General features: G+C 44.8%; 16 protein-coding genes. 6 read left to right on the top strand and 10 right to left on the bottom strand.

Annotation, left to right across the window (positions count from 1 at the left end):
- Window positions 1-203 precede the first annotated feature (203 nt).
- The 4 genes from ACFGVS_RS15155 to ACFGVS_RS15140 all read right to left on the bottom strand — a co-directional run bounded on the left by ACFGVS_RS15155 (window position 204) and on the right by ACFGVS_RS15140 (window position 3,881).
- Window positions 204-1,079, bottom strand: a complete 876-nt coding sequence (locus ACFGVS_RS15155) for an SMP-30/gluconolactonase/LRE family protein (protein WP_439694594.1) — start codon at window positions 1,077-1,079, stop codon at window positions 204-206.
- 9 nt (window positions 1,080-1,088) lie between these two features.
- A complete protein-coding gene (locus tag ACFGVS_RS15150; RefSeq protein WP_439694593.1) occupies window positions 1,089-1,859 on the bottom strand; it encodes an SDR family NAD(P)-dependent oxidoreductase in 771 nt (256 codons plus the stop codon).
- 9 nt (window positions 1,860-1,868) lie between these two features.
- Window positions 1,869-3,584 (bottom strand): IlvD/Edd family dehydratase, encoded by a 1,716-nt coding sequence (locus tag ACFGVS_RS15145; protein WP_439694592.1) that lies wholly within the window; start codon window positions 3,582-3,584, stop codon window positions 1,869-1,871.
- A gap of 81 nt (window positions 3,585-3,665) precedes the next feature.
- Window positions 3,666-3,881: a hypothetical protein gene (locus tag ACFGVS_RS15140; RefSeq protein ID WP_439694591.1), complete on the bottom strand. Its 216-nt coding sequence runs from the start codon at window positions 3,879-3,881 to the stop codon at window positions 3,666-3,668.
- Between ACFGVS_RS15140 and ACFGVS_RS15135 the strand changes: the two genes are divergently transcribed.
- Both ACFGVS_RS15135 and ACFGVS_RS15130 read left to right on the top strand, forming a co-directional pair.
- Window positions 3,880-4,815, top strand: a complete 936-nt coding sequence (locus tag ACFGVS_RS15135) for a ring-cleaving dioxygenase (RefSeq protein ID WP_439694590.1) — start codon at window positions 3,880-3,882, stop codon at window positions 4,813-4,815. The genes ACFGVS_RS15140 and ACFGVS_RS15135 overlap by 2 nt on opposite strands.
- Window positions 4,816-4,817: 2 nt before the next feature.
- Entirely contained in the window at window positions 4,818-5,441 is a 624-nt protein-coding gene (locus tag ACFGVS_RS15130; RefSeq protein WP_439694589.1) for an alpha/beta hydrolase, read from the top strand.
- 82 nt (window positions 5,442-5,523) lie between these two features.
- On the opposite strand, the gene ACFGVS_RS15125 is transcribed toward ACFGVS_RS15130, so the two are convergent.
- From ACFGVS_RS15125 to ACFGVS_RS15100, 6 genes are all read right to left on the bottom strand, one after another.
- Entirely contained in the window at window positions 5,524-6,684 is a 1,161-nt protein-coding gene (locus ACFGVS_RS15125) for a M20 aminoacylase family protein (protein WP_439694588.1), read from the bottom strand.
- A 23-nt stretch (window positions 6,685-6,707) separates the two neighbouring features.
- Window positions 6,708-7,310 carry a DUF1684 domain-containing protein gene (locus tag ACFGVS_RS15120; RefSeq protein WP_439694587.1) on the bottom strand — a complete coding sequence of 201 codons (603 nt, stop codon included), beginning with the start codon at window positions 7,308-7,310 and terminating at the stop codon, window positions 6,708-6,710.
- An 82-nt stretch (window positions 7,311-7,392) separates the two neighbouring features.
- Complete coding sequence (locus ACFGVS_RS15115) at window positions 7,393-7,995, bottom strand: hypothetical protein (RefSeq protein WP_090642703.1); 603 nt, start codon at window positions 7,993-7,995, stop codon at window positions 7,393-7,395.
- Between the two features lie 465 nt (window positions 7,996-8,460).
- Entirely contained in the window at window positions 8,461-9,063 is a 603-nt protein-coding gene (locus tag ACFGVS_RS15110) for a hypothetical protein (protein WP_439694586.1), read from the bottom strand.
- 202 nt (window positions 9,064-9,265) lie between these two features.
- Window positions 9,266-11,671, bottom strand: a complete 2,406-nt coding sequence (locus tag ACFGVS_RS15105; protein WP_439699228.1) for a glycoside hydrolase family 127 protein — start codon at window positions 11,669-11,671, stop codon at window positions 9,266-9,268.
- Between the two features lie 3 nt (window positions 11,672-11,674).
- The gene (locus ACFGVS_RS15100; protein WP_439699227.1) at window positions 11,675-14,044 is read right to left on the bottom strand and encodes a beta-L-arabinofuranosidase domain-containing protein; all 2,370 of its coding nucleotides are present in this window, start codon (window positions 14,042-14,044) and stop codon (window positions 11,675-11,677) included.
- 332 nt (window positions 14,045-14,376) lie between these two features.
- Here ACFGVS_RS15100 and ACFGVS_RS15095 point away from each other — a divergent pair, with 332 nt between their 5' ends.
- From ACFGVS_RS15095 to ACFGVS_RS15080, 4 genes are all read left to right on the top strand, one after another.
- Window positions 14,377-17,400 carry a SusC/RagA family TonB-linked outer membrane protein gene (locus tag ACFGVS_RS15095; protein WP_439699226.1) on the top strand — a complete coding sequence of 1,008 codons (3,024 nt, stop codon included), beginning with the start codon at window positions 14,377-14,379 and terminating at the stop codon, window positions 17,398-17,400.
- Window positions 17,401-17,425: 25 nt separating this feature from the next.
- Window positions 17,426-18,811, top strand: coding sequence for a SusD/RagB family nutrient-binding outer membrane lipoprotein (locus ACFGVS_RS15090; protein ID WP_439699225.1), 1,386 nt, complete (start codon window positions 17,426-17,428; stop codon window positions 18,809-18,811).
- Window positions 18,812-19,230: 419 nt separating this feature from the next.
- Window positions 19,231-20,133, top strand: a complete 903-nt coding sequence (locus ACFGVS_RS15085) for an AraC family transcriptional regulator (RefSeq protein ID WP_439699224.1) — start codon at window positions 19,231-19,233, stop codon at window positions 20,131-20,133.
- 171 nt (window positions 20,134-20,304) lie between these two features.
- Window positions 20,305-22,104: a DUF885 family protein gene (locus ACFGVS_RS15080; RefSeq protein WP_439699223.1), complete on the top strand. Its 1,800-nt coding sequence runs from the start codon at window positions 20,305-20,307 to the stop codon at window positions 22,102-22,104.
- The last annotated feature ends 48 nt before the right edge of the window (window positions 22,105-22,152 follow it).

Genomic DNA, 22,152 nt, shown 5'->3' with positions numbered 1-22,152 from the left:
TTGCAATTAATCCCATTCGTACCCCATCGGGTAAATATTACCGTACCGAGCGAGGGGCGAAAAAGAATTTTATACAATTTGCACTACAGCATATCACGGAGTGCAAATTGCATCAGATTTATCCTCACCGCTGCGGATAGCCCATAGCCTGTTCGTTTATACAAATCGTTTATTTTTTTAAAACGTTTTTAGCGTGTTTCAAATCATTTGCTTTTGTACTCAAAAGCCCTCGCCCCCTGGTATCCGCAATCTTTCCAAACAAACAGCATGCCTGCAAGTGGCTGCTGTATCAGTTCATTGGCAGTAAGTCCTTTTTGGGCGGTGGTGATGTATAGGTCGGTAAGGTTGGGGCCGCCAAATGTGCAAGAGGTTACGTTGGCTACGGGTAGGGTTAAGGTAAATAATTTGGTTGCGGTGCGCGGGTTCCAGCGGCTTACCTGCCAGCCGTTCCAGTGGGCAATCCACAGCATGCCTTCGGTATCAATGGTCATGCCATCCGGGTAGCCATCTTTTTCGTTGATAGTGATCACCGTTTTTTTGTTGGAGATGGTACCGCTGTGTATATCAAAATCATAAGCCACCACATTCATGGTCGGCGTATCGATATAGTAAAAAGTTTTGTGGTCGGGGCTCCATGCCATTCCGTTGGATATGGTGGTACCATGTATTTTGGGCGTGATATCGTGGTTGCCATCCAGCATATACAATTTCCCGGCGTTTGGCGTTTCGTCAACAGCCATGGATCCAATCCAGAACCTGCCGGCCGGGTCGCACTTGCCATCGTTAAAACGGTTTTGCGGCATATGGGCCTCCGGGTGGGCAAAAAATGCCGGTTGGCCACTTTTACGGTCAACCATAGCCAGGCCGTTTTTTAACGCGGCAAGTAATTGCCCATTGCTGCAAATAGTTACCGCGCCAACCATCTGTTTAACATCAATGGTTCTGAAATTCTTGTTTTCGGGGTTGTATTCATGAACGTGCCCGCCCGTAATATCAACCCAGTATAATAGGTTATTGCGCCAGTCCCAAACGGGCCCTTCGCCCAAAAAGCTGGCGTGGTTAACTGCTACTTGTACCATTGTGTTATATTATTTAATGCCATCGGGCAAAGTACTTACCGATGTCCAGCCGCCATCTACAATCAGGCTTTGGCCGGTAATGTGTTTGGCCTCGTCGGATACTAAAAACAGTGCCGTGTTGGCAATGTCGGTAACATAAGCCGGCCGGCCCATGGGGGTAATGTTCGACCATACCCGTTCATAGTCCGCTTCTTCCATAGTACGTTCGGTTAAGGTAGCGCCCGGCGCAACGGTATTTACATTGATGCGGTACTGCGAAAGTTCGATGACCAGGTTTTTGGCCAGCATCTCCAAAGCGGCTTTGGTCATGGCATAGGCGGCAAGGCTTTTGAGCGCCTGGTGCCCCACTACCGACGAGGTAAAAAGTATTGCCCCGCCATTGGCCTGCGCCTTCATTTGTTTAGCCGCTGCCTGCGCCAGGAAGAACGAGCCGCCAAGGTTTACATCCATTACTTTAGAGAATGCTTCTTTGGTATAGGCAAAAAAATCGCCATATAAGGTAATACCCGCATTGGCTATCACAATATCCAGCCGGCCGTATAGCTTTATGGCAGTATCAACCATGGTATTGATGAAACCCAAGTCGCTTGAATCGCCGGGCATGGCCAAACAACTATCCGGATGGTTTTGGTTGATAATGTCTGCCGCTTTTTTTGCTAAACCGATATCTATATCATTCAATATTACGGTAGCGCCTTTTTGGGCCAGCATGCGGCAAATTTCGAACCCTATGCCCTGGCCTGCACCGGTAACTATGGCTACTTTATTGTTAAAACTCATGATATAAACTTAATGTGAATCTCTTAAAACCTTACTGCCCGAACCACCTACCAGGAAATCCATATCGGCCCCCAGGTGCGCCTGCTGCACATGGTCGAGATACAGTTTTACATAACCACGATTGGTAACCGGATCCGGTTGGACGTATTGTCGTTTTCGTTCGGCAAACTCTTCGGTGCTGATAGCTACATTTAACGTGCGGTTGGGTACATCAAGCGTAATCAGGTCGCCGGTTTTTATCAGGGCAAAATTGCCACCCGCGGCAGCCTCCGGTGATACGTGCAATACAACGGTGCCAAAGCCGGTTCCGCTCATGCGTCCGTCGGATATGCGCACCATATCTGTAATTCCCTTTTCCAATAGCTTTTTGGGGATGCCCATATTGCCAACCTCGGGCATACCGGGATAGCCTTTCGGCCCTACATTTTTTAATACCAAAATGCTGTTTTCATCAACCTCCAGTTCGTCGGTATCAATACGGGCTTTAAAATCTTCAATGTTTTCAAACACAACGGCTTTGCCAGTATGCTGCATTAAATGCCCGCTGGCCGCCGATGGCTTGATAACCGCGCCCGACTCGCACAGGTTACCTGTCAAAATAGCCAGGCCGGTGGCTGTATTAAAGGGCGCATCAACCGTAGTAATTACGTTGCTGTTATAACCCACGGCATTGCTGTAATTATCGGCAATGGTTTTACCGTTTACCGTGATGGCATCCCGGTGAAGTATGCCATCCAGTGCCTTTAAAACAACAGGCAGGCCGCCGGCATAAAACAAATCTTCCATAAAGTATTGGCCCGATGGCTGCAGGTTGGCTATCAGGGGGATGTTTTTAGATAAGGGATCAAAATCCTTTAGTTCGAGCGGTACGCCAATGCGGCCGGCAATTGCCAGCAAATGGATCACAAAATTGGTTGATCCGCCTATGGCGGCGTTGGTTATGATGGCGTTTTCAAAAGCCTGCCGTGTAAGTATATCCGAAAGTTTCAGATCTTCCTTTACCATCTCCACAATGCGTAAGCCCGATAGCTGGGCCAACACTTTCCGCCTGGAATCGGCAGCAGGGATGGCCGCATTACCCGGCAGCGAAAGCCCCAGTGACTCAACCATACAAGCCATGGATGAAGCTGTGCCCATAACCGCGCAATGCCCCTGGCTACGGCACATCGCCGCTTCGATGGTGAGCAATTCCTCTTCCATGATTTTGCCAGAGCGTACATCATCATGATAGCGCCAAACGTCGCTGGTACCTATTTGTTTGCCGCGGTGGTTGCCGGTAAGCATCGGCCCGCCACTTACCACGATGGTGGGGATATTTACGCTGCAGGCACCCATTACCAACGATGGTGTTGTTTTATCGCAGCCGCAAAGTAGTACTACCCCGTCTAATGGGTTGGCGCGGATAGATTCTTCCACATCCATACTTGCCAGGTTTCTATAAAGCATAGCCGTGGGCTTCATTAAAGTTTCGCCAAGCGACATTACCGGGAATTCAACCGGGAAACCGCCCGCCTCTAAAATGCCCCGTTTTACCGATTCGGCAAGCTCACGAAAGTGGGCATTGCAGGGGGTGAGCTCACTCCATGTATTGCAGATGCCTATTACCGGCTTTCCTTGAAATTCATAGTCGGGAATGCCCTGGTTTTTCATCCAGGCGCGGTAAATAAAGCCATCCTTGCCTTTACGGCCAAACCATGCCCTGCTTCGTAGTTCTTGCTCGTCCATTGGTTGATATTGTTTTTTGCGCAGGGACTAAACCTGCGACAAGTTTTACTGGTGTTGAACAAATATAACCGCATTATTTAATTATTGGGGGAGTATTCGTTGGTTGTTTTTTCTTTTGTAGAGACGCATAATTGCGTCTCCCGCAGGATATTCAGGATTTGCAAGACCGATTTGAAGGCCGGATACTGAAAAAAATGAGTGCCTTTTCATTTCTTGTTGTAGGTCAAGTTTCGCCGGCAAATAGCCCCTTACTTTTGATGTAAATAAAACAGCAACACATAAAATAATCAACATCATGGAAAATACAGTAAACGGCATTCACCACATTACAGCAATAGCAGGCAATGCCAAACGCAATTATAATTTTTATGCCAACGTACTTGGTTTACGCCTGGTTAAAAAAACGGTAAACTTCGACGATCCTGAAACTTACCATTTATATTATGGCGATAAAGAAGGTACGCCTGGTACTATCCTTACGTTTTTTCCCTGGGAAGGTATTTCTGCTGGCCGCAGGGGTGCACGACAGGCTACAGAAATTGGTTACTCGGTTCCTGAAGGGAGTTTTGATTTCTGGCTAAAACGTTTTGATGCCAACAATATCATCTACAATAAAGTATCTGAAAAATTTGGCGAACCATACCTTACCGTTTTAGACCCCGACGGTTTAAAACTGGAATTGATAGCTTCAAAAACTGCCGATAACCGCTTGCCATGGGAAACAGCCGATGTAAAGGCCGAAAATGCTACCAAAGGGTTCCACAGTGTAACTATCACTACCAACAAAATGCAGCCTACTGCCGATATTTTAACCGGCGTATTTGGCTACCGCTTGCTGGAGCAGCATGTAAACCGTTACCGCTTTATTACCGACGCGGTTGAGAACGCAGCCATTGTTGACCTGGTTGAGGTTGCCGGCGAAGTAGCAGGCCATGTAGCCGGCGGATCGGTTCACCACGTTGCGTTCAGGGTTAAAAACGAGGAAGTGTTGATGCAATACCGTGAAAAAATTGCCGCCCTTGGCTTGCACATTACCGATAAAATAGACAGGAACTATTTTTACTCATTGTACTTCCGCGAACCGGGCGGTGTATTGTTTGAATTGGCTACCGATAATCCCGGTTTTGCTGTTGACGAACCGGTTGACGAATTGGGTACCCATTTAAAATTGCCTGCACAACACGAAAGGTTCCGCAGCACTTTAGAGAAAACATTACCTCAATTATATTGATCATGTACACACATCAAAAAAATTATATAACCACAGGCGCCCCGGCAACCGAAGCCGGGGCAGCTCTGGTCATGATTCACGGTCGCGGCGGCACTGCCCAAAACATTGCCAGCCTGGCCGATAGCTTAAATGTGCAGGGTATGGCTATTTACGCCCCACAGGCCACTAATAATAGCTGGTACCCCTACAGCTTTATGGCGGGCGATAAAATGAACCAGCCAGCTTTAAACTCGGCCCTGGATACGATAGACCAGTTGGTGCAACAGATTAAAGCTGATGGCATTCACGAAGAGAAAATTTATTTCCTCGGATTTTCGCAGGGTGCGTGTTTAACGCTGGACTATATTACCCGCCATTCCAAAACATATGGAGGTGCCGTAGCGTTCACCGGCGGCCTGATAGGCGAGGGCCTCGATCTTAACAATTACCAGGGTAACTTTAACGGAACACCCATACTGATCACCACCGGTAACCCCGACCCGCATGTACCTTTAACAAGAGTTGAAGAAAGCGTTGCCATCATCAAAAACCTTGGTGCCGATGTAACCCTTAAAGTATACCCCGGCCGGCCGCATACCATAACTCAACAGGAGATTGATCTGGCCAACCAGCTGGTATTTAAATAAATAGCGATAGTGGATAGCAACGTTAAACTTCCGCGTTTTAATACGCCGGAAGTTTAGCGGCATGGCTATAATCAAGCTTTATCTATGCAATCAATACCGATTCGGCCAGTGCTTTAAAATATTTAGCGCCGTAAATTAAAGCTTCGTCATTAAAATCATAAGCCGGATGATGTAGCGGCATCGACTTTTCACCATTGCCAATCAAGGCAAAATTGCCGGGTACATGCTTTAAAAACCGCGCGAAATCTTCAGATACGGTTACCGGTTTAATGTTGCTATCAATATTATCTGACTCAAATACGGTGGCAGCTGCTTGTAACGCAGCTTTTGTGCATTGCTCATCGTTAATAAGCTGGATAAATTCGTGGGTGTATTTTACGTCGACGATGCAATCATAAGACAGGGCGGTACCGGCTGCCAACCGCCTCATTTCGGTTTGGATAATATGGCTCACTTCGGGCAAAAAGCTGCGGGCGTCGCCTTTTAATATTGCCTGGCCGGGCAAAGCATTGCGGGTACCATTGGTAATAAACTCGGTGACAGATACAACGGCTATATCGGCAGGGTTTATCCGCCGGGAAACGATAGTTTGCAAATCCATCACCAGCGAACTTGCTGCTACCAAAACTTCGCGCCCCGCATGCGGGCGGGATGCATGGCCGCCAATGCCGGTTAACGTAATTTCAAAAAGGTCTTCAGCGCCCATAAGCGGCCCTACGCAGGTGGCAAAATGGCCAACCGGTAAGCCCGGCCAATTGTGGATGCCATAAACAGCATCAAACGGAAAGCGTTGCAGCAAGCCATTGTTAAGCATGGCCAGCGCGCCTTGCCCCCATTCTTCGGCTGGTTGAAAAATGAAATATATGGTGCCGTTAAACGTGCTTTCGGTTGCCAGCCATTTGGCAGCGCCTAAAAGCATGCTGGTATGCCCATCGTGACCGCAGGCATGCATTACGCCATCGTTCTTTGATTTGTATGGATAATTGCCTTGCTCGGTTATGCGTAGCGCATCCATATCGGCACGCAACGCTATGGATGTTGTACCGATGCCTTTTTTTAGCGTTCCAACTACACCGGTGCCGCCTATGCCTTCGGTTACTTCATCCATGCCAAATTCGCGTAGTTTGGCGGCTATGAAAGCGGCGGTTTGTTTTTCTTCAAAACCAAATTCGGGGTGTTGGTGTAATTCCTGTCGCCAGGAACACATTTCTGCACGTAAAGCTTGCATATTTAAGCTGCTCATTTTTTGATGTGGATGAAAGCAGGTTAATGATTGGTGCCGCCCGCAAACTGCTTTTCGCCGGCTTTTACGGCAATACTCAGCTTGTTTTCGTCGGGCGGTTTGGGGCAGGAGTAATTGGGGCTGAATGCGCAATATGGGTTATAAGCCTTGTTAAAATCAACAATAAGACTGCCTTCCTTAAAATCGGTTGTTTTGAGATCGATGTACCGGCCGCCGCCATAAGTTTCCTGCCCGTTGGTGTCATCAGTAAAAGGCAAAAACAAATAATTGCTGAACATTGGATTTTGCGACAGGTAGATGCTTTTGTAAACCGTGAGTTCCATCGGTTTGCCCTGCAATATAAATTTCAGCAGGGCATATTTAATGTACTGGCTGCCTGTGCCATGAAATACGGGCATTATAAAATTGGTTTCGTTGCTCAGCAGTGTTACTTTACAGGTAACCCTGTAAGTACTGTCGGCATCGTAAAAGCGCAGGTTTTTGAGGTCATCCTTTTTTAAGGGCGAATGAGTGTCCGTTAAAAAATCGTTCATATAGCCCTGGCGAAACTGATCTATTTGCGCTTTATAGTCCTGCGCAAAACAGTTAAAGCCGGTCATTAATATCAGGGTCAGGAGGTATCTCATAAGTTTTATAACTATTGCCTTATTAGTTGATGGCAATATATAAATTACAAAACTTAATGCCGAATGAAACGAACGATACCGTTTAATTATTAAGCGATAATGCCTGGCTGTAATCCCGGCTTATCGCTCTTTGTTTATCAGCAGCTATCTCGTTTTGCAGCGTTTTGCTGGTAAAAATGGCAACACCCAGGTCGGCCTTATACTGGTACCGTAACGAAAGGGTTAACAGGCTCGAATTCCAGTTATAAATATCCGAATAGTTATCGGGCCTGTCAGTAAACTGGCCATACATGCTGATGAATTTTTGTAAAACTTTATATGCATCTGTCATTTTAAAAAACAGGTAAATGTTCACAATTTTATCCCTATAGGCACGGATGCCCACCATATCAAGGTTTAAACTATCGCCCAGGTCCAACACATTTGGGTCAGTGTAGGCATATCTTAAGCAACTGTCGGCGTCGGCACGACTATCGCCATCAAGGTAGGATAAGTTGGCAGCCTGGAGGTCTTTGATATCAGAGCCTAAAACAACATTGTTGCCGGGTCCGTTATTTAATGTTAAGTACGATATGGAGCCTGTTTTAAGCGCCTGGGCATTTGCCATAAACCACTGACAGCTAATAATGATAAACAGCGCTATTTTAATCCCTGAAATAGCCCTATGGTAAATTCTTTTTTCCATATCTCTCCACCTTGCATAATGTTGGAGAGACAAGTTTAATACCGAACTTTAATCGGCATTTATTTTTATTAACTTTTGATTAATTAATAAACTTATTTATAAAAAATGAAATAAACAGGCGTTTTTCTGTTCATTTGCCTTGTTTGGTTTTTTGTACACTGGTTTACAGTGGGTTAAATACTGTACAAAATAATATTCAGCACCTATTTTAACCGCCCGTTCATAAATGATGTGCCGGCTGCCGCTATTGGGTTCTGTCTGTTGGGGTCATGGGTAAAAGCAGAAACAAATAATTGCTGAATATTGGATTTTGCGACAGGTAAATGCTTTTGTAAACCGGGGAGTTCCATCGGCTTGCCGGTAGCGTGAATTTCAGTAAGATATATTTAAGGCAATACATGCCTTAATAGTTGTTGACAATATATAAGTACAATGCTTAAAGCCGAACTGAATGAAAAAAGCGGTTTAGTAATTGAGGGATAATGCCTGTTTATAATACCGCCTGATTGCTCTTTGTTTATCGGCTTCTATTTCGGTTTCCAGCTTTTTGCATGTAAAAATGGCAACTCCCAAATCGGCCTTACACTGGTAGCGTAACGAAAGGCTTACCTGGCTTGAATTCCAGTTATAAATATCCGAGTAGTTATCTGGCTTCTCGGTAAACTGGCCATATAGGCTGATGAATTTTTTTAATACTTTATATGCATCCGAAAGTTTAAAAAACAGGTAAATGTTCACTATACTATCTTTATAGGCACGGACAGCTACCATGTCAAGGTCTATGCTATCGCCGAGGGTAAAAACATAAGGCTCATTATAGGCATATTTTATGCAACTGTCGGCATCAATGCGGCTATCTCCGTCGAGGTATGTTAATTTACCGTATGGCAGTGTGCCGATATCTTTGCCCAAAGCAATGCAGCCATTGAATCCATTGGAGGCCATTAGGTATTTAAGAGAACCCGTTTTAAGTGTTTGGGCATGTGCCATAAACCATTGGCAGCCAACGATGATAAATAGGGCTGTCCTGATGCCCGGGATAGCCGTATGGTAAATTCTTTTTTCCATATCTCTCCACCTTTCATAATAATGAAGAGACAAGTTTAACATCGAATTTTAGTCGCGATGTTATTTTGGTTAGTTTCCGATTAAATTGTAAATAAAGTGTGAAAAGAAAACGGAACATTGCAATTGATTTACAATTGCAATGTTCCGTTTCGGGCACAAATATTTCTTAATGATTAAAGGGGGGCTGGAATATTATTCAATGTTATTTGACCGCCCATTCATGGATACCGGCCGAATTATCAACCGGAAGCTGAATTTCCATCCGTAAAGCGGTAGTACTTACCGGCTCAAAACTTACCGTATTAAAGCTATCCTTGCTGATGGTGTAAGGCGTTGTGTTTTTTACCGGTACCCATTGCCCATCTTTTTTATACAATATTTTGTACGATGCCGGGATACGGCAACCACCCCAGGGTCCATCGTCAAACCAATAAACTTTTGATTCGCTTACGGTATGTGCCGCGTCAAAATCGTACTGAACAAATTCGCTGGTATCCTTAGCTGGCCACCAGTGCATAAAGGGAAAGCTGTTATCGTTTGAACTGGCCGGTTCATACTGGTCTTTTATAGATGCAAACATCTTTTTATTTTTTAATGATGCACTTACTTTACTGGTACTTGCAATGGTAGGTGCCGGCTGCGGCCTTGAAGCTGATGCCTCATAAGGGATCCAAACCGTCATTTCACTTGGCCCGCGGTTAGCCCAGGCGTAGTAGGGGATGGCCTTTACCTGTTGGCTGGTTTCGGTCAGTTTATCGCTGTTGAGTTGCCTTTTGGTGCTTTTGCCCTCGGCATTGATAACATCTACGCCGTTCAAGAGGTCGGCCTGGTAATTGGCGTTTGCTATGGCGTTTTTATCTATCATGATGTTTTGCACCAGGCTGTCGCGGTTATCGGGGCCTTCCAGGCAATAAACAATAGGGCCGCGCTCAAAGGCAAAACGATCCCTGTCGTCTTTTACCTTTTGGTTGGCTAATACCTTTTCAGTTTCCATGGGGAGGTTAAGGCTTACCTTATCGCCTTTTTTCCAGCTGCGTTTTAGTACGGCGTACCCTTTTTCGGTTACAAATGAGGTTGCTTTGCCATTGATAGATAGTACAACAGGCAGCTGTACGTTATTCATAAATGAATATAAATCGCCGGGAACAGGCTGCTGTTTGGCCCATCCGGGGATGCGTATCCTTAAGGTGAAGACTGTTGCTTTTGCCGGGTTAACGGTAATATCAACCTTGCCTCTCCAGGGGTAATCGGTGGTTTGTACAATGTTTACATTTCCCGATGTTAGCTTAATGTTACTGGTATTGCTCATGAAGAGGTTAACATACAGGTCGTTTTTGTTTTTGGCGTAAACATAGCCGGGTAACGATGGTAAAAAGCGTGTCATGTTACTGATGCAGCATGCGCAGCTTATCCAGGCGCTGCGCTGGTGCTGGTTCATGGATGCCAGTGGGTTGGGGTAAAAAAAGCGGTCGCCACTCAGTGAAACGCCCGAAAGCAGGCCGTTGTACAGCGTCCGTTCCAGCACATCAATATATTTAGCATCGCCATGGAGTAAAAACATGCGGTTGTTCCAGTATACATTGCCTATAGCAGCACAGGTTTCGGCGTAGGCCGACATGTTGGGCAACTGGTAAGCCTCGCCAAAAGCCTCGCCATTGCCGGTTGCGCCAATACCACCGGTAATGTATAATTTTTTGTTAACCACATCGCCCCAGATATCATCAATGGCGCTCAGGTATTTGGTATCGCCGGTTAAGGCAGCAATATCGGCCATACCGGTATACATGTAGGCGGCTCGTACAGCGTGGCCTTCGGCCTCGTGCTGGTCAACCACTTTTTTATTGGCTTGGTTGTATGATTCGCCTTTGGGGCCGCGTACATCCAAAAAGAATTTGGCCAGGTCAAGGTATTCTTTTTTGCCGGTAACGCGGTACATTTTGGATAGGCCTATCTCTACAATCTGGTGGCCGGGGTACTCTTCAATTTTGCCAGGTCCAAAGGTTTTTACCAAAAGGTCGGCATTTTTTATGGCGATGTTGAGTAGGCTACGTTTGCCGGTGGCCTGGTAATGAGCAACAGCGGCTTCGTATAAATGTCCGCAATCATACAATTCGTGGCTTAATACTTCTTCATTCACCCAGCGTTTGTCGCCTATCCATTCATGAGGTTTTTTGGCGTGTACCGTGCGGAAGGTATACAGGTAACCATCCGGTTCCTGCGCGGCCCCAATAATACCAATGAGCGTATCGATATATCTATCCAGCGTAGGGTTCTTTTTGTTTTGCATGGAATAGGATGCCCCTTCAATGGCTTTGTACACGTCGGTATCGTCAAACGGGAACTCACTTAGCTTATCGCCATCTAATTGTTTGGCGGCGCGTAAAAAGTTATCCATGCGGCCGTTCTTTTTACACTGGGCAAGTACATACGGGATAGTTACATTGGCATTTACCGCCATTTTAGGCTGCCAGAATTTATCGTTTACCTGCACATTGGTGAATGCTACAGGTTGAATAGGATAATCCTTTTGCTGGGCAAATAAGTTGCTGCTTAAACCTAATACCGATGCCGACAACAGGCAGGCTATTTTAATTTTACTGGTCATCATATTTTAGTTTTTTACCATGCGGCTGCCATATACGGGGCCGGCACTGTTATCTTTTTTAGGTAATAATTTAACGCTTACTTTTTGCTTGCCCTTGGTTAACTCAATGGGGATCAGATAGCTGATGTCGTAGAAACGGCTCTCTTTGTACTTGTTTAAATCCTCGGTTGCCACTTTGGTGCCATCTATCATAATATCAAATGTGCGGCCGCGGTTATCCATACCCCAATAGGTGTTAATGAGTGTATTTTGGGTGCCGGCATCAACTTTCATATCATAGGTAAAATAGCCGCCGTTCTCTGTCGACCGCCATTTCTTTTGATGGTCCTCGCCGGTGGTGGTGTTCTCGCCGGCAAAATTATGGTCGCGCTCGGGTTGCATTTCGCCTATGCGTAAAACATCGGTAGTGTGGGTTTCCAGTTCCTGTTGTTTTTTCTTTTGCTCGTCATAAGCTTTTTGCTGTACTACCCAGGCATCCGGTGTAAATACATCCCAATAAACCGAGTAATATTCATCTTTGGTTTGATTAAATGGGATCAGCTTCACTTCGCCGGGTTTTGAAACGTTTTCGGTGCGGAAGCTTAACTGGGTTTTATCAACCATTTGCAGCCATTTGTTAGGGTCGGTTTCGCTGGTTACAAAAACTGGTACTCCTTTTAACGGGTCGGGCTCGGTGTTGCCTAAAACGCCGGCTAACAAAACCGGGCCATAGAATATAGCGCGCCTGTTGGCATTATCGGGCATGGCCTCGGTATATAAATTCTCGGGAGTGGTAAACGTTATTTTGTCGTTGTTAACCCATTTACGGTTCAATACAAAATAACCTTCCGCATCTGGAGTAAGTTGTTGTGTTTTTCCGTTGATGCTGATTGTAGGGTTGCCTGTCCACTTGGGTTTGCGGATGCGGATAGCAAATGTAGCCGGTTTTGCAAGGGTGATAGTATAAGCCATCCGATCTACCGAAGGCAAATTACCTTCCTGTTTAATGCTCAGGCCTTTCTGCTTCCAGTTTAATACCGACGGAATAAACAGGTTGATATAAACACTCCCATCGGCACCCCTGAAGTAGATGCTTTCGTTATACTTTACATGGTTTTCCATACCCGAGCCTACGCAGCAGGTAAAATCATCAAAGGGGGTGCTGTAGCTTTTTTTACCGCCCATGCGCAAAGGCACAAAATAACATACCCCGCCTGTTTCGTGGTTTTGCGATGCCAGGATGTGGTTGTATAAGCCCTTTTCGTAATAATCCATCAACCTTGCCGAAGGCTCAACCGCAAATAAATGGCGGGTAAGCTTTAGCATATTATAGGTGTTGCAGGTTTCGGTAGTGTTTTCGGTAAGCTTGTCATTTAGTTTGCCCGGTTCGGTAAGGTATTCGTAATTACTGTTACCGCCGGTTGCGTAGGAGTGAAAGCCGGTAACGGTTTCCCAAAAGAAATCAGCTATAGCTTTGTCCTTTCCATCACCGGTAAGTTCATATCTGCGGGCGCTGGCTATGATTTTAGGAATTTGGGTATTAGAGTGCTTGCCGGGTAATATATCGTTCTTTTGGGCAAGCGGATCTAATATGCGCTTATCGTAAAACTTGTACGATAGATCCAGGTATTTTTTGTCGCCGGTAATGGCGTATAAATTGGTCAAGGTTTCGGCCATGCCGCCGTATTCGCAAAGCAGCATTTTTTGCAGCTTGTCGTCGTCAAGGTTTTTGATGGTTTCGCCTGTCCAGTTGGCCATGCCCTGGCATATTTTGAGGGCCTGTGTATTGTTAGTATATAAATAGGCATCCAAAAGCCCGGCCATAACCTTATGTACAGTATACCACGGCGACCAGCCGCCATTTAAATCGAACCCGCGGGAACGGATGTCGCCTTTGGCTACTTCGGCCCAAATGGTATCTTCTTTGGGTATAGCGCCAACATAGCCGCTTTTACGCGCCACCTGGCATTCGTTCAGTTGGCTAACTATATAGTTTGTACGTTTCAAAAACTCCGGGTCGCGGGTTGATGCATAGTGCATGGCAATGGCCGATAGGTAGTGCCCCAAAGTATGCCCGGCCAGGCCCGAGTTTTCCCAGCCTTCGTATATTTTCCCTTTAGGCTGTAGGCCCGAGTGAGAACGGAAACCCGACAGTAATCGGTCTGGCTCGATAGTTAATAAATAAGCGGCATCAACCTGCATAGCCTTTTTGAAGGGACTTTCTAAAAGTTGTACATCTTTTAAGTCAAAGCTATAGGCCTTAACCGGAACAACAGGTTTTACTTTAAAGCGGGTATCGTTCCATTCAGGTACGTAAGATTGCGCCTGCGTTTTTTCGGCAGCAATAAAGCATGCAACGGCATAGCAGCTTATTTTAAAATACTTGTTTACAAACATTAGCATAAGGTTAACACTATAAATTCAATTTATAAAATTACCGGGATGAAATGAATGTTTATGGATAATAATTGGCAGGTTTTAGCCGGATATTAGCTCTTTTTTTGCGGTATTGGCGTTTTTGAGGTTTTATTAATGTTAACAGTAAAGTGGCCATGATTACCGGGCTTTATGCAATAATTACAATTTATTAATGCCATTGTAATAAGAAAGTTAATATACGGGCAGCTTTGGCAAAATTTTGTAAAAAATGCAGTGTTGGGGGCAAATAGATTTACATATCTGAAAATCAGGTTGTAAATAAATAGATTTTAACCCCAAAACTTTAATTTATGAAGTTGAAACAATTACTAAAAAAGTTCATTTTGCCTTTAGTAGCCTTGTTTGTATTTTGCTTAAATGCTAATGCACAAACAGTTACAGTAAAAGGAAAAGTATCTGACGATAAAGGCTTACCCCTGCCTGGCGTCACCGTCAGATTAAAAGGCACCAACAAAGGTGTAAGTACCAATATTAATGGTGCCTACAGCATCAGCTACCCGGGTACCGGCACGCTTAACTTTTCGGCCATTGGCTATATCCCCAAAGAAATTAAGCTTACCGGCCAAACCGAGATTAATGTTGTTTTGCCCGAAGACAACCAGGCGATTAGCGAAGTTGTGGTTACGGCACTTGGCATAAAACGCGATAAAAGGGTGCTAAGCTACAGCAGCCAGGAAGTAAAAGGCGCCGAGCTGGTACAGGGAAAAGATCCTAACATTGTTAACGATATTGCTGGTAAAGTATCTGGTGTGCAAATTACCAGTTCATCGGGTAACCCGGGCAGCTCTACCCGTATTGTAGTTCGGGGCGCATCGTCATTTTATGGCGATAACAACGCGCTGATGGTTATTGACGGTATCCCGATTGATAACAGCGAAACAGGTAACCTTAACTCCGGCCCGGGTACAAGCAGGATTGCCGATTTGGACCCTAACATTGTTGAAAGCATCAACGTGTTAAAAGGTGCGGCGGCAACTGCATTATATGGTTCGTTGGGTGCCAATGGTGTTATCATCATTACTACCAAAACCGGGTCGGCCGGCAAAAAAGCTACCGTCAGTTTCTCGTCTGATTTTTCGTCGGAAAATCCTTTACTGCCACAAATCCAGAGCAAATATGCCCAGGGAACAAACGGACAGTTTTATGATGGTACAACTTTAAAAACCAGCACCTCCTGGGGGCCGCTGATGGATACCCTGAAGATAAACGACCAGGCTGCAAAAAAATATAATCAATCAGACCTGTTCTTTAAAACCGGCCATACCTATAATAATGTGGTGAGCATTAATGGCGGCGGTGAAGCTTCAAACTACTATATATCGTATTCTAATTTTAATCAGCAAGGCACGGTACCAACTACCTCGTTTATCCGTAATTCGTTATTTGCTAAATATGGTGCAAAGATTCTGCCTAACCTGACCACCACGTTCCAGTTAAATTATTCCAATTCGCAAAACGACAGGCTGCCCGAAGGATGGGCTTTAGAGAGCCCGGTATGGACAATTTTTACTGCCCCCATATCGTACAACCTGTTGCCTTATGAAAATGCCGACGGAACGCAGCGCTTGTACCGTTACTCCAGGAACAATCCTTACTGGGTATTAAATAATATCTCGAACAAATCTGGCGTAAACCGCTTTATGCCAACTTTTACTGCAGATTACAAGCCTTTAAAATGGCTTACCGTAACTGAGCGATTTGGTGCCGATGTATATGTTGAGCAGGATAAATACCATGAATCTGCCAACTCAGTATCTAACCCCAACGGCCGTATTGTAGTTAATAACGCCAATTTCAGGCAGATTAATAACGATTTGATCATCAGCGGTAACCATCAGTTTGGCGATTTTAACATTGATGGTGTTTTGGGAAACAATATTTTTTCGCAGTATACCGAAAATTCATATGCCAACGGCGTTGGCCTTTCGGTGGCCGATTTAGATAACATTAGTTCGGCATCTACGGTAAGTTATTCTGAGAGCCATGCGTTGGTGCGCAGAATAGGTTTTTACCTGCAAACCAACATCGATTATAAAAAATTCCTGATACTTTCTCTCACCGGCAGGTATGATGGAAGTTCGGTACTTTCAACATCCAATAATTTTTATCCTTACGGATCGGCAGCAGCCAGCTTTATATTTTCGGAATTTTTCTCCAAAGATTTCCAGGATGTGATGAACCTGGGCAAATTCAGGGTTTCATATGCAACAGTTGGCGGCAGTAACGTAGGTGCTTATTCACTTACTACACCTTACTATAGCCAAACCATCCGCAATATTACCTTCCCTTACCAGGGCCAGTCTGGATTCTTGCTAAGTTCAACATTGGGTAACCCTTTCCTGAAAAACGAAAGGATAAACGAGTTTGAAGCAGGTTTCGAAACAGGCTTTTTTAACAACAGGATAAGCCTGGAAGCATCATATTTTGCTAAGAAGACCGTAGACGGTATTATTCCAGGCGTAAGTATAGCCCCTTCTACCGGTTATAGCGGTACAACGGTAAATACCGGTGTAATGCAAAACAAGGGGATTGAATTGTTGCTTACTGTGGTGCCCGTTAAAACCAGGGACTTTAACTGGTCGGTAACCATGAACTTTACCCGTACCCGTAATAAGGTGTTAAACCTTTATGGCGATTTGCAACAACTGGGCAACGGTTTTACCTCACTTATTGTAGGTCAGCCTTATGGTATTATATACGGCACACGCTATGCACGTAATGCACAGGGTAAATTATTGATTGATGCCGGTGGCCTGCCTTATGCCGACGATACACAGGGTATAATTGGTAACACCAATCCTGATTGGACCGGCGGTTTCAGCAGTAATCTGCGTTATAAACAATTTAACCTGAGCTTCTTTTTTGATGTGAAAAAAGGCGGCGATATTCAGAACAATGTTGATGGCTACGGATACTTTTATGGTACGCCCAAAGTTACCGAAAACCGCGACCCGAGAGTGGTTGACGGTATAAGCGCTACAACAGGCCAGCCAAATACTATCTCTGTTAACGGCCAGGCATATTACCAGCGTATAAACGGCATCACCGAATCGGTAATACAGGATGGTACCTATATTAAATTGAGGAATGTGAGTGTTGGCTATACTGTAAAACCGTTGTGGTTAAAAAGCACACCTTTTAAAACGCTTAATTTTAGTGTAACCGGTCGTAACCTGTGGATTTATGCGCCGCACTTTACCGGCGGCGATCCGGAAGTAAGCTCATTTGGCGCGTCAAACGGTGCACAGGGTATTTATTCCTTCTCTACCCCAACTTCCCGTTCAATCGACTTTAGCTTAAAATTCACACTTTAATCCATTTATCAAACAAAAAAGTATCATGAAAAAAATATCAATGATTTTAATATCATGTATCCTGATAAGTGCTTCGGGGTGTAAAAAATATATCGATGTAAATCAAAACCCCAATCAGCCCATTGACGTGGCCGAGGCCCAGATCCTGGCGCCGGTTGAACTGGATATATCATCAAGCCTGTATGCGGGTAACGTGGCCGTAATTGTACAGGAATACATGCAGGTTGCTGCCCTTAACCAGGTAGCACCCAATGCAGGCACGTACCTGATGTATAACTCGGATATGGATGGCGACTGGGGCAACCTGTATGTAACCTGCCTGAATAACCTGGTAACGCTAAATCAGAAAGCTACGGCCGATGGTAAATCAAATTATGCAGGTATAGCTAAAATATTAACAGCATATTGCCTGGGTACCGGAACTGATTTGTGGGGAGATATGCCTTATTCGCAGGCCTTTAAAGGAAGCGCTGATTTTACGCCTGTATATGATGCGCAAAAAGATATCTATACCCAGATACAAAGTTTATTGGACGCCGGTATTGCCGATATTGCCAAAAACGGTACGGTAAAACCTGGCGGAGACGACTTTTTTTACGCCGGCGATATGAGTAAATGGACAAAATTGGCCTACACTTTAAAAGCGCGTTATTATATGCACCTAACTAAAGCGCCGGGTTACACCGCCTCAACGCAGGCTCAGCTGGCACTTACAGCTTTGGAAAAAGGCATGCAATCAAACGATGATGACTTTAAAATGGCTTATACAGGCGCGGCTGGTGGCGAAAATCCATGGCAGCAAAACTTTATATCGGCCAGTACGGTTGTTTTGGGTAGTACTTTTGTTAATGGTTTTTCAACCCGTAGCGATCCACGCTTAAGTGCTATGGTAGCTCCGGCTACAGCAACGGGCCTTTACACCGGGCTGGGACAGGGCCTAAATACAATTGGCCAGTTGGAAGACTACTCACGTCCCGGCGACTTTTATGGCGCCACCGGAGCCACCAATTACATTGTAAATTATTCGGAAGCATTGTTTTTAAAGGCCGAGGCTACACTGATAACATCGGGCTATACAAGCGCGGCGCCTGTTTACCAAAGCGCGGTTTTATCGCACATGACAAAGCTTGGTGTTAGTACAGACAAAGCCAACGCTTACCTGGCCTCAAGAACCTTAACCGCCAGCAATGCCGAGCAATTGATCATCGAAGAAAAAGGTATTGCCAACTTCCTCTCGCTGGAAAATTTTACGGACTACCGACGCACCGGTTATCCTGTTTTGCCCGCCGTACCAAACGCGTTGTCGGCCATACCACGGAGGGTATTATACCCGCAGGCTGAAATAACATCAAATCCACAGCCACAGCAAACAGCTAAGCTTACCGACAGGGTTTGGTGGGATGTTAAATAATTTGCCACCCCCTTGTTAATAGCATAACTATTACACCCGTATTCCTTAACAGGATGCGGGTTTTTTTTTCCCTGGGGATTTTTTTTGGGGCAGGGTTATCAAAAATGCCTGACCTTTTTAAATTCTTCCCAAAAGAGGTCGTTTCTGTCAAATTTATTTTAATTGTTCACGGTACAATTAACTTATAAAATAATGCGCGTAAACACGTGAAGGATAGTTATAAGGAATGGTTTATTATTGTATAAATAACATTTAATGTTAGTATTGAAATGGTCCAAAAAGGCATTAATGGCTAAAGTTTTCATCGCTCCATCTGCATGAAATTAACAGATGATAGCAGCATTTTATCCGTTTAGGGCCGATTGTTGGTTTTTAGAGTTAAGTAATTGTAAATTCAGGGAACATTAACAATCGTTCATATGAAAGTTTTACAATTTACTATCCCTGTACCCCATGATAAGAGTGTGATAGCAGAAAAAGTTTCTCTTCCATACCATTATCCTTATCTGCACCGCCATAAAGAAATACAGATTACCTGGATCCAGAAAGGAGAAGGAACCCTGATTGCCGGCAACAACATGCACGATTATTCATCGGGCGACATTTTTTTACTGGGAGCCAATTTACCGCATGTGTTTAAAAGCAACCCCGAATATTTTGTAAACGGGGGCGATAAGCAGATTGAGGCCATATCTATTTTTTTTAACCCCGAAGGAACCCTGGCCCCCCTATTTGATTTACCCGAGCTAAAATCGAGCAAGATGTTTTTGCAGCAGCACCAGCAGGGTTTTAAAATACCCCATAGTGCAGCTGACAAGGTATCGCAAACGATGATAGCTTTACGAAACGCCGGTGGCACAGATCAGCTTGTTCAGTTTTTTAACCTGCTTAAGGTGTTAGTGAATATGAAAGCAAAGCTCGATCCTTTATCAACCTACGGCAACCTCCCGGGCATTACCGAGAATGAGGGGATCAGGATAGGTAATATTTACAATTTTATCATGCAGCATTACAGCGAACAGATAACGCTGGAAGATGTTGCCAAAGTAGCCTTTATGACACCCGAATCGTTTTGCAGGTATTTTAAAAAGCACACCGGGCATACTTTTATATCGTTTTTAAACGAGATACGGGTAAACGAGGCCTGTAAAAAACTGATAGCCCATAAATTTGAAAGTATTAATACCGTTGCTTACAAATGTGGTTTTAAAAGCATCACCAATTTTAACCGGGTATTTAAATTTGTAATAGGCAATTCGCCGCGCGGCTACCTCGATTCATACAACAATAACCTGGTAAGCCTGAGCAGGGCGGCAAGTTAATATGCCGCCAGGCCGTGTCATTTAATTCAATATCATACACACCTTTTAGCTTTAAACCTTGCGCTTTCTGCTTTAAGCTTTTAAACTTGTCAATAAATCAACAGTTCTTTAGCTTTAAGCCTTGCGCTTTCTGCTTTAGGCTTTCAAACTTACCATCTAAAAAAACAAACTGTGTTTACCACCACAAAAACAACCACCACCTTTTTCGCTGTACTTTGTTTAGCCTCCTGCTCATTGGCGGGCAAGGCACAAACAGCTGCCGCTAACAATGCCCTTTATGAGCAAACCAGCGAAATGGCAGGCACCATTATTCGTTACGGGCAGGATATTAATGCCATTAAAGATTTTTACTCGCCTTATTATGTTAACGAGCATAACGAGGATGAGTATAAAATGAATGTGCTTAACTCGCCCGAGCAGCGCAAAAGGCTGGTTGAAATTGACAACGATTACCTGAAGCAATTGCAACAGGCCGATTTTGAATCGATGAGTATTTATGGCAAAGTAGATTATATTTTGCTAAAAAAAAGGATAAAATTCGATCTGAACGACCTGAAAAATGAAGAGGAAAAGTATAACCAGGTTGCCAAATACCTGTCATGTGCCGATGGTATTTACGCCCTGGAAAAGAAACGCCGCCACGGCGATTTTATGGACGGCGAAAAAGTGGCGAACGAGTTAACCGCCATACTGAAACAGCTAAAAGCCGACACCGCGGCCTATCATAAACTGCCCAGCCTGGATATGCCACTGGCGCGCATTACCAAAGAAGCGCTGGCAGGCCTTAAGGGGCGCTTAAAAGACTTTTATAGCTTTTACAACACTTACGATCCCGCCTTTACATGGTGGGTGCCTGCGCCTTATAAAGCCCTTGATGCCGCCCTTGGCAAGTACAGCGATATGGCGCTAAGCAAAGGCAAAGTAATTACAACCCAAAAGCCCGATAGCAGCGGTATAAAAGGCGTGCCCATTGGCCGCGATGCCCTGATAAGCCAGTTGCAGGCCGAAATGATCCCCTACACGCCTGAAGAACTGATTCAGCTGGCCAATAAAGAATTTGCCTGGTGCGATAAGGAAATGTTAAAGGCATCGCAGGAAATGGGTTTCGGTACCGATTGGAAAAAAGCGTTGGAGAAGGTGAAAAACAGCTATGTGCCGGTAGGCCATCAGCCGGAACTGATTGTGAAATTATATAACGATGCCATCAGTTTTATTAAGGAGCGCGACCTGATCACGATACCGCCATTGGCCGAAGAAACCTGGGGGATGACAATGATGTCGCCCGAGCGGCAATTGGTTAACCCGTTCTTTTTGGGTGGTAAAGAGATCATGATATCGTACCCAACCAATAGTATGGAAGCGCAGGATAAGCTCATGAGCATGCGTGGCAATAACCCTTATTTTTCAAGAGGCACAGTTCAGCATGAATTAATACCCGGCCATAACCTGCAATACTTTATGAACAGCCGTTACAAAGCCTATAGGCAGGATTTTGTGACGCCATTTGGGGTAGAGGGATGGTCGTTATACTGGGAATTATTATTGTATGATAAGGGCTTTGCCAAAACACCCGAAGAAAGGGTTGGGATGCTATTTTGGCGCATGCACCGCTGCGCAAGGATCATCTTTTCGCTCAATTATCACCTGGGCAAATGGACGCCACAGCAATGTATCGACTTTTTGATTGACCGTGTAGGGCACGAAAAAGCCAACGCCGCAGGTGAAGTGAGGCGCTCATTTGAAGGGGGGTACAGCCCGCTTTACCAGGTAGCCTACCTGCTGGGCGGCCTGCAAATTATGGAGCTTAAAAAAGAGATGGTTGATAGTGGTAAAATGACCTACAAGCAATTTCATGATACGTTTATGAAGCAGAATCTTATCCCTATTGAAATGATGCGGGCCACATTTATCAACCAGCCGTTAACCAGGGATTTTACCACCAGCTGGAAGTTTTACGATTTTAATAAATAACAAATGCAGCCCGGTTTTAGCGCCGGGCTGCATTAAAAACATTCATCA

The organism is Mucilaginibacter sediminis, assembly GCF_051903035.1.
Lineage (GTDB): Bacteria > Bacteroidota > Bacteroidia > Sphingobacteriales > Sphingobacteriaceae > Mucilaginibacter.
This window is presented reverse-complemented; position numbering and strand designations above follow the sequence as displayed.

Bases quoted from the DNA above. Each gene is read 5' to 3' on its own strand.
- ACFGVS_RS15095 (WP_439699226.1), top strand. From the start codon at position 14,377: ATGAAGTTGAAACAATTACTAAAAAAGTTCATTTTGCCTTTAGTAGCC.
- ACFGVS_RS15115 (WP_090642703.1), bottom strand. From the start codon at position 7,995: ATGGAAAAAAGAATTTACCATAGGGCTATTTCAGGGATTAAAATAGCG.
- ACFGVS_RS15135 (WP_439694590.1), top strand. From the start codon at position 3,880: ATGGAAAATACAGTAAACGGCATTCACCACATTACAGCAATAGCAGGC.
- ACFGVS_RS15155 (WP_439694594.1), bottom strand. From the start codon at position 1,079: ATGGTACAAGTAGCAGTTAACCACGCCAGCTTTTTGGGCGAAGGGCCC.
- ACFGVS_RS15130 (WP_439694589.1), top strand. From the start codon at position 4,818: ATGTACACACATCAAAAAAATTATATAACCACAGGCGCCCCGGCAACC.
- ACFGVS_RS15140 (WP_439694591.1), bottom strand. From the start codon at position 3,881: ATGATGTTGATTATTTTATGTGTTGCTGTTTTATTTACATCAAAAGTA.
- ACFGVS_RS15090 (WP_439699225.1), top strand. From the start codon at position 17,426: ATGAAAAAAATATCAATGATTTTAATATCATGTATCCTGATAAGTGCT.
- ACFGVS_RS15125 (WP_439694588.1), bottom strand. From the start codon at position 6,684: ATGAGCAGCTTAAATATGCAAGCTTTACGTGCAGAAATGTGTTCCTGG.
- ACFGVS_RS15105 (WP_439699228.1), bottom strand. From the start codon at position 11,671: ATGATGACCAGTAAAATTAAAATAGCCTGCCTGTTGTCGGCATCGGTA.
- ACFGVS_RS15150 (WP_439694593.1), bottom strand. From the start codon at position 1,859: ATGAGTTTTAACAATAAAGTAGCCATAGTTACCGGTGCAGGCCAGGGC.
- ACFGVS_RS15120 (WP_439694587.1), bottom strand. From the start codon at position 7,310: ATGAGATACCTCCTGACCCTGATATTAATGACCGGCTTTAACTGTTTT.
- ACFGVS_RS15110 (WP_439694586.1), bottom strand. From the start codon at position 9,063: ATGGAAAAAAGAATTTACCATACGGCTATCCCGGGCATCAGGACAGCC.
- ACFGVS_RS15100 (WP_439699227.1), bottom strand. From the start codon at position 14,044: ATGTTTGTAAACAAGTATTTTAAAATAAGCTGCTATGCCGTTGCATGC.
- ACFGVS_RS15085 (WP_439699224.1), top strand. From the start codon at position 19,231: ATGAAAGTTTTACAATTTACTATCCCTGTACCCCATGATAAGAGTGTG.
- ACFGVS_RS15145 (WP_439694592.1), bottom strand. From the start codon at position 3,584: ATGGACGAGCAAGAACTACGAAGCAGGGCATGGTTTGGCCGTAAAGGC.